This window comes from Nonomuraea glycinis, from assembly GCF_014646515.1.
GTDB lineage: Bacteria > Actinomycetota > Actinomycetes > Streptosporangiales > Streptosporangiaceae > Nonomuraea > Nonomuraea glycinis.
This window is the reverse complement of sequence record NZ_BMNK01000001.1, coordinates 1-14,154: the sequence shown is the minus strand read 5'-3', so window position 1 is coordinate 14,154 and position 14,154 is coordinate 1. Positions and strand designations below refer to the sequence as shown.

The following is a 14,154-nucleotide window of genomic DNA, read 5'->3' as shown; positions in this document are numbered from 1 at the left end:
CGCCAGCACCAGGATCACCGGGGTGATGAGCACGGCGGCCGTGAACAACCGGGCGATCATAGCCTTCAACATCCACGCCTCCACGTCTACTTCTGCGCTCACGCTACAGAAGAAGGCACGATCACATGGGCGGAGTCGAGAATCGCAAGCAAAGCGTAATCAACCAACTACCTGGGGCGACTCCGGGCCCATTCGGCGGTGAGCTTCACGCCGGTGGACAAGTCGACGCGCGGCTCCCAGCCGAGCCCTTCGTTGGCGGGCACCGGGTCGACCGCCATCGCCGGCAGGTCGCCCTCGCGCGGCTGGGCGAAGCCCGGCTTGTCGGGGGCGCCGGCGGCGTCGGCGATCAGCGAGTGCAGCCTGCGGTCGGTGGTCTGGATGCCGGTGCCGAGGTTGAACCTGCGGCCGTTGCCCTCGGACCCGCCGGCCCGGACGAGGCCGTCGACCACGTCGTCCACGTAGACGTAGTCGCGGGTCTGGGTGCCGTCGCCGTACAGGACCGTGGGGGTGCCGGCGAGCAGGGCGTCGGTGAAGATGGAGACCACGCCCGCCTCGCCGTCGGGCGACTGGCGCGGGCCGTAGACGTTGGACAGGACGAGGGTGGTGTACTCGATTCCGTGCAGGGCGCGGAACATCGCGAGGTAGGTCTCGGCGCTCAGTTTGGAGGCGGCGTACGGCGAGCGCGGGTCGGTGGGGGCGTCACCCGGCACCGGGATCGTGGTCGGCCTGCCGTAGGTGGCGACGGACGAGGCGAACACGACCTTGCGCGCGCTGCCCTCACAGGCGGCGACCAGCGTCGCGGCGGTGCCCTCGACGTTGATCCTGGCGTCGTGCACCGGATCGGCCACGCTCCTGCGCACGCTGATCTGCGCGGCGAGGTGGAAGACGACCTCGGGACGCAGCTCGGCGGTCAGCCGGATCAGCGCGGGATCGCGGATGTCCAGCTCATGCAGGGTGAACCGGTCGCTCCGCAGGGCTCCCGCCAGGTTGTCGCGGCTCCCGGAGGACAGATCGTCCACCGCCACGACCTCGTGCCCGTCGGCGAGCATGCGATCGACGAGATGAGACCCGATGAACCCGGCACCCCCGGTGACAAGCAAGCGCATGGGGGAATCCTAGTCGGCCAACTCCGACCTTACCCGCGCGATGCGGGCGAGCACTTTGGCGCGCAGGTCCTCGGGGACCGGATCGCAGCCGCACTTCTTGGCCACCAGCGCCTTGATCGCCTTGTCCAGGTCGTATTCCTGCAGGCACGGGCCGCACTCGTCGAGATGCACGCGGATGTGCGACACGTCGTGCTCGGTCAACTCGCCGTCGAGATAGGCGTAGACCTTGTCGAGGACCTCACGACAGTCGGTCTCGTGCGGCTTGCCACAGCTCATTTGGATCCCTCCGTCGGGACCAGGCCACGCTCCCGAGCGTAGTCCTCCAGGTGGCTGCGCAACTGCCTGCGCCCACGGTGCAGCCTCGACATCACGGTGCCGATGGGAGTCCCCATGATCTCGGCGATCTCCTTGTAAGGGAAGCCCTCGACGTCGGCGAGGTAGACCGCGATCCTGAACTCCTCAGGCAGTGCCGCGAGTGCTTCCTTGACGTCTCCGTCGGGCAGGTGGTCAAGTGCCTCGACCTCGGCGGACTTCAGGCCGCTCGAAGTGTGCGACTCAGCCCGCGCGAGCTGCCAGTCCTCGATCTCCTCGGTGCCGGACTGCTTGGGCTCACGCTGCTTCTTGCGATAGCTGTTGATGAAGGTGTTCGTCAGGATCCGGTAGAGCCAGGCCTTGAGATTGGTGCCTTCCTGGAACTGGTGGAACGACGCGAACGCCTTGGCGAAGGTCTCCTGCAGCAGGTCCTCCGCGTCAGCGGGGTTCCGGGTCATCCGGAGCGCCGCAGAGTAAAGCTGTTCGAGAAACGGCATGACGTCGCGCTCGAATCGGTCGCTCCGCTGCTCCAGAGTCTCCGCGCCTGTCGCGGGCACCGGACCCACCCCCCTAAGATCACCGGTGGCCGGCTGTGGCGGGACACCGTACTCAGGGGAGAATACCCGCTTGTCAGCGACCGCCCGGTCACTGGGGAGGTGTTCGAGCAATGTGAGCATGCTCGTCGCAACACGCCCGCGCCTTCGTCTGTTCCCGCAAGATAGAAGGTGACGAACAACCCGGTGCGGGGAAAACCATACGTACCGGCTGGTAGCCATTTCCGGAACCCAGGAGTCGCGCGTGCTGCCCATTCCGGCCGAGGAACTCAACGGCTCAGGGACGCTGGGGCCGTACTGGACCTTCTACCGCGCCGTCGTCGCCGAACAACTCAGCAGGTGGTTGCCCGGCACGCCGTCCGTCGTCCTCGACCTGTCCGGCGGCCGCGGGCACTGGTCGAGCCAGGCGGCACGGGCCGGGCACCGCGTGATCGAGGTGCTCGACTTCCGCCGCGCCGCCGAGGGGCCGAGCCGGTTGCACGACGCCGACCTGGTCCGCCACGTACGCGCCGACGACCTGTCGTTCCTGCCTGACGAGAGCGTCGACGCGGTGGTCGCCGAGGAGCGGGCGATGTCGATCGAGCTGATGGCCGAGTCGGCGATGAGCGACGTGGCCCGGGTGCTCAAGCCTGGCGGCCGGGCCCTGGTGTGCGTCGACTCCCTGGTGCTCGGCATGGCGATCCTGGCCGAGCAGGAGCAGTGGCAGCACCTGCGGCAGACGGGCGAGGTCATGCTGGTGCCCTGGCCCGACGGCAGCATCACCCGCTGCTTCAGCAGCGGGCAGCTGCGCGAGTTGCTGGCGGGCGCCGGGCTGGAGGTGGAGTGGATGCGGCCCCGTACGGTGCTGTCCCCCTCGACGGTCGATCACGTGCTCGGCTCCGACACCAGGACGATGTCCTATCTGGTCCGCACCGAGCTCGAGGCGCATCCGGACGACGACGACACGGTGGGCATCCACCTGGTGGCCAGCGCCCGCAAGAGCTGAACGCCCGCACGGACCGAGTGCCGTAGAAGCCGAACGCCCGCACGAGCTAGCGGCGGCGCTCCCGCTTGCCCTGGCACTGCACGCACCTGGCCGCCTCTGGCCGCGCCTCCAGGCGGCCCTCGGGCACCGGCCTGCAGCAGTCGACGCACTCGCCGTATGCGCCTTCCTCAAGGCGCTTGAGCGCGTCCAGCACGGCCCTGCGCTGGGTCGTCGCCACGACCAGCATGGCCTGGGCGCGGTCGGTGTCCGTCAGGTCGGAGCCCGCGTCGGCCGCCGACCGGTCACGGACCGAGACCGGGTCACCCTGGAGCACCCCGATCGATCGGTCCAGCTCAGAAAGCATGTCTGACAGCCGCTCGCGAGCGGTCGTGACGTCCACGAATCCGCACCTCCGGGAGGATGAGGGCAGCCCGCGGCGGAAGTCCCCGGTGATCCCGCCCGGCGCAAAGGGGGCATATATGGCGGTGACTCCGAGTGAACGGATGCACTGCTTTCCTCACCGGATGCCCACTTAGCGTGCCGTTTACACCTTAGAAAAGGCCGCTGTCGTCTTCCGGAGACAATGGTTTGATCAGGTCCGGGCCATTGTTCCGGACATTGTTGACGTCGGTGCTGACCGGGTCGGCGGTCAGCCTGCCGGGCTGCGCGGGCACCAGCAGCCCCGAGGCCAGCTTGGCGTCGGTGAGCTTCGGATCGAGCCACTCGGCCCACCGCTCCGGCTCGATCATCATCGGCATCCGGTCATGGATCCGCCCGAGATCGTCCTCCGCGTCCGTGGTGATCACCGTGCAGGTCACCAGCCACTTCAGCGGATCGTCCTCCTCGCGCCCGGGGTCCTTCCAGAACTCGTACAGCCCGGCCATCGCGAGCACCCCGCCGTCCGCCGGGTGGATGAAGTACGGCTGTTTCTTCTTCTTGTCGCCTTCGACCGGCATCCACTCGAAATAGCCGTCAGCCGGGAGCAGGCACCGCCGCTTGGCGAACGCCTGACGGTAGGAGGGCTTCTCCGCCACCGTCTCGATCCTGGCGTTGATCATGCGTGAACCGACCGACGGGTCCTTCGCCCAGGCCGGCACCAGCCCCCACTTCATCACCCTCAACTGCCGCACCGCCCGCTCGGCCTCCTTGGGCACGCGGCTGAGCACGGCGTAGACGTTCTTGGTCGGCGCCACGTTGTAGTCGGGGCCGAGCTCCTTGTCCGGGTCGCCGTCGAGCTCCACCTGGAACTCCTCGAGGAGCTGGTGCTTGTCACGCGCCGAGGCATATCTACCGCACATGGCACCACACTGCCATGTACGCCTTTCGCATGCGCGATCTCACCGTGACCCCCAGTCGCACCCTGGCCAGTAAACTTCGAGCATGTCCAACGAGCACTGGCCCGCCCCCGTCGCCACCGGACCGATCGTGGCATCCGTCTCGCTGCCCGGATCCAAGTCGGTGACCAACCGCGCGCTGCTGCTCGCCGCACTCGCCGACGGCCCTGGTGTCGTACGCCAGGCGCTGCGCAGCCGGGACGCCGATCTGATGGTCGCGGCGCTGCGCGCGCTGGGCACCACCCTCACGCCGCTGGCCGAGACCAGCTCCAGCGTCGACTGGCAGGTGCGGCCGGGCGAGATCCGCGGCGGCGCGGCCGTCGACGCCGGCCTGGCCGGCACGGTGATGCGCTTCGTCCCGCCGATGGCCGCGCTGGCCGACGGCCCGGTCTCCTTCGACGGTGACCCGCACGCCCGCAAGCGCCCGATGGGCCCCATTCTGGACGCCCTGCGCGCGCTGGGCGCCCGGGTCGACGGCGACGCCCTGCCGTTCACCGTGCACGGCCCGCTCACCGGCGGCGAGGTCACCCTCGACGCCTCGGCCTCCTCGCAGTTCGTCTCGGGCCTGCTGCTGACGGCCGCCCGGTTCGCCAAGGGCGTCACGATCCGCCACGTCGGCCCGCCCGTCCCGTCCCAGCCGCACATCAGGATGACGATCCACATGCTGCGCACGGCCGGGGTCGCGGTCGACGACACCGAGCCGGACGTCTGGCGGGTCGAGCCCGGCCCGATAGCCGCCAGGGACTGGGTGGTCGAGCCCGACCTGTCCAACGCCGCCCCCTTCCTGGCCGCCGCCCTGGTCACGGGCGGCACGGTCACCGTCCCCGACTGGCCGCCGGCGACCACCCAGGCGGGTGACGCCCTGCGCGGCCTGCTCACCGACATGGGCGCCACGGTCGGCCGGGCCGACGGGACGGCCGACCTCGTGGTCAGCGGCACCGGCGAGATCGCCGGGATCGACGCCGACCTGCACGAGGTCGGCGAGCTGACGCCGACGATCGCCGTGCTGGCCGCGCTGGCCGGCTCGCCGAGCCGGATCAGGGGCGTCGCCCACCTGCGCGGCCACGAGACCGACCGGCTGACCGCGCTCGTCACCGAGATCAACCGCCTCGGCGGCGACGCGGAGGAGACGGACGACGGCCTCCTCGTCCGGCCGCGTCCGCTGCACGGCGGCACCTTCCACAGCTACGACGACCACCGCATGGCCACCGCGGGCGCGGTGCTCGGCCTCGCGGTGCGCGGCATCGAGGTGGAGAACATCGCGACCACGGGTAAGACACTCCCGGAGTTCGCGGCGATGTGGGCGTCGATGCTGGCCGCCCGATGACCGGTCAGGGCTTTGAGTTCAGGGGAGCGGACCGCTGAGAAAGCGGGAGTACGACGAGGACGACGTACGGGTCAGGCCGGGCAAGGGCTCCAGGCCGCGGACCCGAATCCGGCCTGCGCATGAGGACGCCGTACAGGGGTTCGTGGTAGCGGTCGACCGCGGCCGCTACACCACGCTGATCGAGCCCGAGCGCGCCAAGGGCTCGGCCGCCAAGCGCAGGCAGCAGGAGCCCCGCCTGGTCGTCGCCATGAAGGCGCGCGAGCTGGGCCGCAAGGGCATCGTCGTGGGAGACCGGGTCGCCCTGGTCGGCGACGTCTCCGGCGAGCCGGACAGCCTGGCCAGGGTGGTCAGGGTGGAGCCGCGCACGTCGATGCTGCGCCGCTCCGCCGACGACACCGAGGACACCGACGGCATCGAGCGTCCCGTCGTGGCCAACGCCGACCAGTTGGTCATCGTGACCGCCCTGGCCGACCCGCAGCCGCGCCCGCGCATGATCGACCGGATCCTGGTGGCCGCCTTCGACGCCGAGATCGACGCGCTGCTCTGCCTCACCAAGTCCGACCTGGCCCCGCCCGACGACCTCGTGGCGCTCTACGAGCCACTCGGCGTCGAGCACGTCGTCGTGCACAAAGGCGGCACGCTGGACGAGCTGCGCGCCCACCTCACCGGCCGCATCAGCGTCCTGGTCGGCCATTCGGGCGTCGGCAAGTCGACCCTGGTCAACGCCCTGGTGCCGGACGCCAACCGGGCGGTCTCGCAGGTCAACGCGGTCACCGGCCGGGGTCGCCACACCTCCACCTCGGCCGTGGCGCTGGCGCTGCCCGAGGGCGGCTGGATCATCGACACACCGGGGGTGCGGAGCTTCGGCCTGGCACACGTGTCGGTGGAGACGGTCCTGGCGGGCTTCCCCGACCTGATCGAAGGCACGGTCCACTGCCCCAAGGGCTGCACCCACCTGGCCGCCGAATGCGCCCTCGACGACTGGGTACGCCAGGGCCACGCCGACCCCACCCGCCTGGAGTCCCTGCGCCGCCTGCTGGCCAGTCGCGACGGCACACCGGACGACTGACCCCCTGGGATCAGGCCCGGTCGTGACAGCACGCCAGACGACCGACCCCCTGGGATCAGACCCGGTCGTGACAGCACACCGGACGACCGACCCCCTGGGATCAGACCCGGTCGTGACAGCACGCCAGACGACCGACCCTCTGGGATCAGGCCCGGTTGGGCCGCAGGGTCCAGCCGACGGTGAGCGTGGCGACCACGACGCCGTCGGCGTTCCTGACCTCCACCTCCACGTCGAACTCCGGCCGCCCGCCCGCGTCCAGTTTCGCCACCACCTGCGCACGCTCCTCGCGCGAGGCCGGCAGCCGGGCCTCGGCCGTCAGCTCCCCCAGGGCGAGCTTGTGATAGCGGACGGTGGACGTGGTGGCGAGCGGCACCGCGCGGCTGAGCTGGTCGCCGAAGGCGGTGAGCATGGCGGCGCCCGAGGCGGACTCGGCCAGGGTGAACAGCGCGCCCGCGTGCGGCCCCGCCACATGGTTGTGCAGATCCGCCCGGTCAGGCAGCCGGCAGATGGCGCGGCCGTCGCCGGCCGAGTCGAAGACGATGCCGAGGGTGCGGGCGAAGGGCACGGTCTGGAGCAGGAGTTCTCCGGCGTCTAGGGACATGCCGTACATGCTACTGGGGAGTAACCGGAAGCGGACTTACCCGAAAAGACACGCCGGGCGACTGATGCTCGGCATACCCGGCACGGTAGCGTGACTGTTCGTGCACGGTTACACCGATGATCTACGCCTCGCGCATGTCATGGCGGATGCCGCCGATGATCTGACCATGCGGCGCTTCAAGGCGGTCGACCTCAAGGTCGAGACCAAGCCGGACCTGACGCCGGTCAGCGACGCGGACCGGGCCGTCGAGGAGACGATCCGGGGGACGCTGCGCCGTGCCAGGCCACGGGACGCGGTCGTCGGCGAGGAGTTCGGCAAGACCGGCTGGGGCGCCAGGTCGTGGGTCGTCGACCCCATCGACGGCACCAAGAACTACGTGCGCGGCGTGCCCGTCTGGGCGACGCTGATCGCGCTGATGGAGTACGGCAAGGTCGTCGTCGGCGTCGTGTCGGCCCCCGCGCTGGGGCGTCGCTGGTGGGCCTCCACAGAGGGCGGCGCGTGGACCGGCAGGAGCCTGACCAAGGCGACCCGGATGCGGGTCTCGTCGGTCTCCAGCCTGAGCGACGCCTCCTTCTCCTACTCCAGCTTCGGCGGCTGGGAGAAGACCGGCCGCCTGGACAACTTCCTGGACCTGAGCCGCGCCTGCTGGCGCACCCGGGCCTACGGCGACTTCTGGTCGCACATGATGGTGGCCGAGGGCTCGGTGGACCTGTCGGCAGAGCCGGAGCTGTCCCCGTGGGACATGGCGGCGCTCACCGTGATCGTCCAGGAGGCCGGCGGCACCTGGACCGACGTCGCGGGCGTCAACGGCCTGGAGGGCGGCAGCCTGGTCTGCACCAACGGCATCCTGCACGACGAGGTGCTCAGGCGGCTCACAGCGCCAGCACCCGAGTGACCGCGGCCATCAGGCTGTCCCGGTAGCTCGCACCGAAGAGCACTACGTGCACGAGCAGCGGATGCAACTGGTGCAGCGGCACCCGCTCCCGCCAGCCGTCCACGAGCGGCGCCTCCTGCCGGTAGGCGCCGAGTATGCGGTCCAGGTGCGGGGCGCCGAACAGCGCCAGCATGGCCAGATCCGTCTCACGGTGGCCGCCGTGCGCGGCCGGGTCGACGAGCACGCCGGTGCCGCCGGACCAGAGCAGGTTGCCGCTCCACAGGTCGCCGTGGATGCGGGCGGGCGGCTCCGGCTCCCCCGCCACCTCACCGAACCGCTCGACGGCCCGCTCGATCAGCTGAACGTCTCCGGCGGGCAGCCGCGCTCGCCGTACGAAAGGAAGAACGCGGCGGGAGGCGTAGAAGGTCGGCCAGTCCTCAGCGGGCGCGTTGCTCATCGGCAGGTCGGCGATGAAGCCCGGCCAGGGCGCGCCGTAGGCGGGCGCGCCGGCCCGGTGCAGGCGGGCCAGGTCGCGGCCGAAGCGTTCGGCCGCGGCGGCGGTTGGCGGCTCCTCACTCACCCACGACAGCACGAGCCGGTCCTCGGCGGCCTCGATCACCTCCGGCACGGCGATCGCCTCGCCGAGCCACCGCAGCCCGGCGGCCTCGGCGGCGAACACCGGCGAGTCCTCTCCGATCTTGGCGAAGACCTCGCGCCCGTCGGCGAGCACGCCCCGCCGCAGCCGCCGGCCGTGGGACGTACCGAGCTCATCGGTCCACTTCACCGGTCCAGCTCGTCGGCGATGTGTTCGGCCACGCCCTCGGCGGCGGTCTCGACCAGCGTGAGGACCTCCTCGAAGCCCTCGTCGCCGCCGTAGTAGGGGTCGGGCACCTCGGCACCGGCCGGCGCGTCCGGGTCGAAGGAGCGGAACAGCCGCACCTCCACCCCGGCGGGGGCCAGCCGGCGCAGGAACGCCTGGTTGTCGCGGTCCATGGCCAGAACCAGGTCGTAGCGGTCGAACCAGTCGGCGGTGAACTGCCTGGCGTTGTGCTCGGAGCCGTCATAGCCGTGCTCGGCCAGGATGCGCAGGGCCCGCTCGTCCATCGGCCCACCGATGTGCCAGCCACCGGTGCCGGCGCTCTCCACCGCGACCCGCGCGGCCAGCCCATGATCGGCGAGCACCTTGCGGAGCACCATCTCGGCCATGGGCGAGCGGCAGATGTTTCCCATGCACACGACGCATACGCGGTACGTCACAGAAGTCATGCCCTCCATCATGGGGTCTCACCTGGGACATTTCCGAAACGATCGCATGGCGCGCTCGGTGACGCCCTCGACGGTCGCGATGCCGGTCGCCACGTTCGCACTGCCTTCGGTCAGTACGGCGATCGCGAAGGCCTGGCCGTGCCCCCGGACCAGCCCGACACTGGCGACGGCCCAGCGCTTGTCGGACACACGCCTCAGCCACCCGTTCTTCAGCGCCACCCGGTCACCCGCGCACCTCGCGACACCGATGCCCCAGTCCTGCCCGTCGACCACCTTGCCCATCAGCCCCAGCACCCGCCGGCGAGCCTTGGCGGGCAGCGGGCTGCCGGGCGACACGAGCGCCCGCATGAGCCGGATCTGGTCCTGCGCGGAGGTCTTGGTGATGCCCCAGCAGTAGAGGTCCACGCAGGCACCCGGGACGCCGCGCGTGTGGCGCAGGCCCAGCTGCTCGCCCGTCTCGGTGAACCCGGGCGCGCCGCCGATCCGCAGCCAGAGCCGGTCGGCGGCGTGGTTGTCGCTGTAGCGGATCATCGACTCGGCGTCGCGCCTGACGGCCGCCGGGAGATCCCGCCACGGGGTCTTCAGCAGCAGGGCCATGAGAATCTGCGCCTTGGCGGCGCTGGCGGTGATCATCCGCTCATCGTCGTGATAGCGGTAGCTGCGGCTGGTCGTCAGATCCGTGACCATGGCGGTGACCCGTCCCGGACGGGTCGCGAGATAGCGGTCCAGGCGCTGGGTGATCTTCTTGGGGATGATCCGGGGGACGGCCCGCTCCGACGGGACACTCAGCCGAAGCCCCGCCAAAACGGGCGGGCCGAGCGCCTCGGCCGACGCGGGGACCCTGGTCGGGGGGATGGGTGGCCGCTCCGCGAGCGTGGACATGGCCAGGCACGACAGCACGGCGATGGCCATGGTCAAACGCCGCAACGCGCGGCCCCGACCCGCGATCATTCATGAATTATCACGAAAGATCACCACGCCTCGCTAGGGATGCGTGGCCATGAGTTCGGCGATCGAGTCGTCGTCGCAGGTGGCCCAGAAGTCGCCCACCACGTCTTCCAGATGCTGCAGCGAGTCGGCCCGGAACAGCACATCCTGATATTTCGTGATGTCGTAGTGAGTCGTCCCCATCATGGTCAGGTCCAGCGGCCGGATGTCCATGCTCCGGAACTCCTCGATCTCGCCGTACGACGACAGGATGCCCGCCCCGTACGCCCTCAGCTCGCCGCCGTCCAGCATCACCCCGAACTCCAGCGTGAACCAGAACACCTTGGAGACGAACTCCAGCGCCGCGTCCCCCTCCACCCGCCGCGCCGCCTCCCCCGCCAGCCGGTAGAGCGCGGCGTAACGGTCACTGGCCAGCGCGTTGGCATGCCCGATCACCTCGTGCACCACGTCGGGCTCCGGCGTATAGAACGGCACGGAATGGTGGCGGATGTACTGCGTCGAGTGGAAATACCCGTCGGCCAGCACCCCGTAGAAGTCCCGCAACGGCACCAGCCCCGCGGCCGGCAGATACCGGAACCCGGTCAGCGGCTCCAGCAGCTCGCTGACCTCCTGGAGCTGCGGGATGCGCGTCCGCGGCAGCCCGAGCCTGGCGACGCCGCCGAGGTACTCGGCCGTGGCGTAGGCGGCGTGCTTGGCCGCCAGCTCCTTGGTAACGAGCGCCCAGACCTCGTGCTCCCGCTCGGTGTACTCGGCGACCGGGATGGGTGTCCCGGGCCGATGGTTGACCGCCAGCCCCGCGATCGCGTTCCGCCGAGCCCGGTAGACCGGGTCCGCGAAGCCCGGATGGGACGTGGCCAGCTCGACCACCACCGACCCATCGTCCTGCGTAGCGATCGGGGCGAAGTACTGTGCTTCCTCGAACATGTCTCAGATGACAGCAACTCTCCCGATCCCTGGCAAGAGCGCGCACTTTCCCTGCACGATACGCTCATTTCCGTACGGCATACTCCCGCTTTCCTGTACGAATCGCACATCGCGAGAGAGGGGCACCGTGGACGATCTCGACGCTCGGTTGCTCGTGACCATGCGCGCCCATCCTCGCGTCGGGCTGACCGAGCTCGCCCGGCTGCTCGGCGTCGCCCGCGGCACCGTACAGGCTCGGGTCGACAAGCTCATGGCCGCCGGCGTGATCGAGGACTTCGGGCCGACCGTCTCCCCGGCCCGGGTCGGGTATCCGATCCAGGCGTTCGTCTGGCTGCAGATCGCCCAGGGGCGGCTGGCCGAGGCCGTGGAGGCACTGCGTGACGTACCGCAGATTCTGGAGGTGCACGGGACCAGCGGTCAGCACGATCTGCTCTGCCGGGTCGTCGCGCAGAGCACCGACCATCTGCAGGAGATCATCGCCCACATCCTGACCTCACCGGCGGTGCGGCGCACCGACTCCACGATCGCCCTGTCGACGCAGATCCCTTACCGAATCGAGCCCCTGCTGCTGGCCCGCTGATAGCATCCCCTCGATCATTTAACGGACTATTAGGGCATAGCGTGACGTCGGCCCGCCACCGGCGTCTCCATTGAAACCATGACTGACCACCCCCTCGGACCCCCGTCCAGTCCTGCGCCCGAGCCCCTTCCCGGGCCCGTCTCCACGCCTGCCCCCACCTGGGGCCCACCCCAGAACCACCAGCCGTGGACACCATCCGCCGCCCCCTACGGCCAAGCCCCCACCCCCCAGAGCGACATCCCGTACACCCCGCCCGCTCCCCCGCCGAGCAGAAACCCCTACGCCCCGACACAGGGCCCAGCCGAAACCCCGTACGGCCGGCCATCCCCACCGCCCTCGGCTGGACGCGACCTCTCACCCCCGACGGTCAACCCGTACGCTCCATCCGCCTCCTCCGGAAGCGACCCCCCATACGGCCCACCGGCCCCGACCGGAAGCGGCCCCTCGTACGGTCCACCGGTTGATACCGGAAGCGGCCCTCCGTACGGCCTATCGGTCCCGGCCGGAAACGGCCCCTCGTACGGACCGCCCGCCCCTGCCGGAAGCGGCCCTTCGTACAGCCCGGCGCAGCCGATGGGGAACCCGTACGGGCAGGGGGCGTGGCCTGCGGCGACGCCGCAGGCGCTCGGCGATGCCATCGCACCGCGGAAGGCGCGTGGGACGACCAAGATCGTGCTCATCGTCGCGCTCAGCCTGGTGGTCCTTCTGGCCGCCGGCCTCACCACGTGGTGGTTCGTCGCGCGACCGAGCATCTTGTCCCCCACCAACCTCCAGGCCGGCGAGCCGGAAACGCCGACGGCGTCCAACTGGTCGGTGCCCCTACTCGGGGCCGGCGGGACGGACTTCAGCACCGGTATGGCGTTCGCGAGCTGGCTGACGGACACGACCGTCATCAGGGCGCAGAAGGAAGGCGTGCTGGCGTACGAGCTCAAGTCCGGCGAACAGGCCTGGCGCACGCCCCCACCGGGTGAGCACGTATGCGGCGCCACCCCCGACCTGTTCGAGGGCAAGGGCGCGTTCGCGTACGGCACCGAGAAGGTGTGCGACCACCTGGCCGGCATCGACGCGGCCACCGGCAAGATCACCTGGCGGATCGAGATCCCAACCAGGAAGGCGAGCACCCAGGCCGGTCTCATGGTCCCCGGCCTGATGTCCACCAACGGCATGATCATCGTCGAGACGGACGACACCCTGACCGCCTACCGCCTCTCCGACGGCGGCCGGCAATGGGCCAAGCCCATGCCGAACAAGTGTCACCTCGATGACGCCAACGCCGGCCCCGGCCGCGTGGTCGCGCTCGTCAACTGCGGCTCCCCCAAGAAGAACAGCGTCCAGGTCATCCACCCGAGAACGGGCGACGTCGCCGGCAATTTCCCGATCGGCGAGCTCCCACTGCAGCGAGCCGTCCTGTCGGCCAAGCCGATCGTCATCCAACGCGAGATCAACGGCAAGAACGTCTTCACCCACTTCGCGGCCGCCGGCAAGGTGAGCGAGTTCACCACAGGCCGGGTGGACCTCCTCACCCAGAACGGCGTCGTCTTCGTCGAAGGCGTACTCGAACAGCGTCGCTACGCGGTCCACGGCGACCGCCTCTATCTGACCACCTCCTCCGAGAAAATGGCCAGAACCGGAGGCACCAAGAACACCGCACTCGCCTTCGACCTCAAGACCGGTCGGCGGCTCTGGGAGTCGTCGGCAACCCAGGACGTGATGCTCACCTACATTCGCGCCGACGACCAGGGCCTCCTGACCCTGGAAGCAGGCGAACGACACACCGTCGCACCCCGCCTGGTTCGTCTGGACGCTGCCACCGGCAAGGCCCATGAGGTGGCAAAGCTCCCACTGGAGTACGCCGGTGAGGGAAGACGAGCCAAGGTGTTCGAACGCGCCGGCACAGTGATCACCCTCCCATGGTCCGCAGCGTACGGCCACAAAGCAGTCAGCTACATCACCACCACCGCTTCCTGAACCCACCGGCCGGGCTCGCCCTAAGCCGAAGAACTGTTCACTCAGCCAGCCGCCAAGCATCCCCGATCGCCGCGTCTGGCTGTTCAGGGCGGGGTCCTATGTCTGTACAAGGCGCTACCAGCGCAGTACCCGCTGAGCCCATATAGCCGGGGCGCATTCGGCACCCCGTCACAACAACAAAAAAGGGGGTTCCCACACCGTCTTAGGCGTGAAAACCCCCTCCACAAGCCCCGCACACGTCAAACGTGGAACCCATCTAGAACTCCCAGAAATGCAGATAAGGCCCCGACAGCCAAAGTGTCGGGGCCCTACCTGAAAGATTGTCCG

At 69.7% G+C, this 14,154-nt stretch carries 16 protein-coding genes; 6 read left to right on the top strand and 10 right to left on the bottom strand.

Features of this window, described 5'->3' with window-relative positions:
- Positions 1-167: 167 nt before the first annotated feature.
- From IEY87_RS00080 to IEY87_RS00070, 3 genes are read right to left on the bottom strand one after another with little or no spacing between them, the layout of a single operon-like run.
- A complete protein-coding gene (locus tag IEY87_RS00080) occupies positions 168-1,106 on the bottom strand; it encodes an NAD-dependent epimerase/dehydratase family protein (RefSeq protein WP_189136375.1) in 939 nt (312 codons plus the stop codon).
- 9 nt (positions 1,107-1,115) lie between these two features.
- Positions 1,116-1,382: a mycothiol system anti-sigma-R factor gene (rsrA, locus tag IEY87_RS00075; RefSeq protein WP_189136374.1), complete on the bottom strand. Its 267-nt coding sequence runs from the start codon at positions 1,380-1,382 to the stop codon at positions 1,116-1,118.
- The gene (locus IEY87_RS00070) at positions 1,379-1,984 is read right to left on the bottom strand and encodes a sigma-70 family RNA polymerase sigma factor (protein WP_189136373.1); all 606 of its coding nucleotides are present in this window, start codon (positions 1,982-1,984) and stop codon (positions 1,379-1,381) included. The genes rsrA and IEY87_RS00070 overlap by 4 nt, the downstream gene beginning before the upstream one ends.
- A 232-nt stretch (positions 1,985-2,216) precedes the next feature.
- Between IEY87_RS00070 and IEY87_RS00065 the strand changes: the two genes are divergently transcribed.
- Positions 2,217-2,957 (top strand): class I SAM-dependent methyltransferase, encoded by a 741-nt coding sequence (locus IEY87_RS00065; protein ID WP_189136372.1) that lies wholly within the window; start codon positions 2,217-2,219, stop codon positions 2,955-2,957.
- Between the two features lie 46 nt (positions 2,958-3,003).
- Here IEY87_RS00065 and IEY87_RS00060 read toward each other — a convergent pair whose 3' ends face one another.
- The gene (locus IEY87_RS00060; RefSeq protein ID WP_189136371.1) at positions 3,004-3,336 is read right to left on the bottom strand and encodes a TraR/DksA family transcriptional regulator; all 333 of its coding nucleotides are present in this window, start codon (positions 3,334-3,336) and stop codon (positions 3,004-3,006) included.
- A gap of 151 nt (positions 3,337-3,487) precedes the next feature.
- Entirely contained in the window at positions 3,488-4,234 is a 747-nt protein-coding gene (locus IEY87_RS00055; protein ID WP_189136370.1) for an SOS response-associated peptidase, read from the bottom strand.
- 82 nt (positions 4,235-4,316) lie between these two features.
- Between IEY87_RS00055 and aroA the strand changes: the two genes are divergently transcribed.
- Both aroA and rsgA read left to right on the top strand, forming a co-directional pair.
- Positions 4,317-5,597 (top strand): 3-phosphoshikimate 1-carboxyvinyltransferase, encoded by a 1,281-nt coding sequence (gene aroA, locus IEY87_RS00050; RefSeq protein WP_189136369.1) that lies wholly within the window; start codon positions 4,317-4,319, stop codon positions 5,595-5,597.
- 34 nt (positions 5,598-5,631) lie between these two features.
- Positions 5,632-6,666 (top strand): ribosome small subunit-dependent GTPase A, encoded by a 1,035-nt coding sequence (gene rsgA / locus IEY87_RS00045; protein ID WP_189137243.1) that lies wholly within the window; start codon positions 5,632-5,634, stop codon positions 6,664-6,666.
- Between the two features lie 145 nt (positions 6,667-6,811).
- Here the strand turns inward: rsgA and IEY87_RS00040 are convergent, their stop codons facing one another.
- Positions 6,812-7,267 carry a DUF4442 domain-containing protein gene (locus IEY87_RS00040; RefSeq protein WP_189136368.1) on the bottom strand — a complete coding sequence of 152 codons (456 nt, stop codon included), beginning with the start codon at positions 7,265-7,267 and terminating at the stop codon, positions 6,812-6,814.
- A gap of 100 nt (positions 7,268-7,367) precedes the next feature.
- On the opposite strand from IEY87_RS00040, the gene hisN reads away from it, so the two are divergent.
- Positions 7,368-8,162 (top strand): histidinol-phosphatase, encoded by a 795-nt coding sequence (gene hisN, locus IEY87_RS00035; protein ID WP_189136367.1) that lies wholly within the window; start codon positions 7,368-7,370, stop codon positions 8,160-8,162.
- On the opposite strand, the gene IEY87_RS00030 is transcribed toward hisN, so the two are convergent.
- Genes IEY87_RS00030 through IEY87_RS00015 form a run of 4 tightly spaced genes read right to left on the bottom strand, consistent with a single transcriptional unit; the run spans position 8,140 to position 11,279 of the window.
- On the bottom strand, positions 8,140-8,925 hold the full coding sequence (locus tag IEY87_RS00030; RefSeq protein ID WP_189136366.1) for a fructosamine kinase family protein: 786 nt from the start codon (positions 8,923-8,925) through the stop codon (positions 8,140-8,142). The genes hisN and IEY87_RS00030 overlap by 23 nt on opposite strands.
- Positions 8,922-9,407: a low molecular weight protein-tyrosine-phosphatase gene (locus IEY87_RS00025; protein WP_225276876.1), complete on the bottom strand. Its 486-nt coding sequence runs from the start codon at positions 9,405-9,407 to the stop codon at positions 8,922-8,924. Before IEY87_RS00025 ends, IEY87_RS00030 begins: the two co-directional genes overlap by 4 nt.
- Positions 9,408-9,425: 18 nt before the next feature.
- On the bottom strand, positions 9,426-10,358 hold the full coding sequence (locus IEY87_RS00020) for a serine hydrolase (RefSeq protein WP_225276877.1): 933 nt from the start codon (positions 10,356-10,358) through the stop codon (positions 9,426-9,428).
- A 33-nt stretch (positions 10,359-10,391) separates the two neighbouring features.
- Complete coding sequence (locus IEY87_RS00015; protein WP_189136365.1) at positions 10,392-11,279, bottom strand: phenylalanine 4-monooxygenase; 888 nt, start codon at positions 11,277-11,279, stop codon at positions 10,392-10,394.
- A 127-nt stretch (positions 11,280-11,406) separates the two neighbouring features.
- On the opposite strand from IEY87_RS00015, the gene IEY87_RS00010 reads away from it, so the two are divergent.
- Complete coding sequence (locus IEY87_RS00010; protein ID WP_225276878.1) at positions 11,407-11,859, top strand: Lrp/AsnC family transcriptional regulator; 453 nt, start codon at positions 11,407-11,409, stop codon at positions 11,857-11,859.
- A 573-nt stretch (positions 11,860-12,432) separates the two neighbouring features.
- Positions 12,433-13,827, top strand: coding sequence for an outer membrane protein assembly factor BamB family protein (locus tag IEY87_RS00005; RefSeq protein ID WP_189136363.1), 1,395 nt, complete (start codon positions 12,433-12,435; stop codon positions 13,825-13,827).
- Positions 13,828-14,154: the final 327 nt, after the last annotated feature.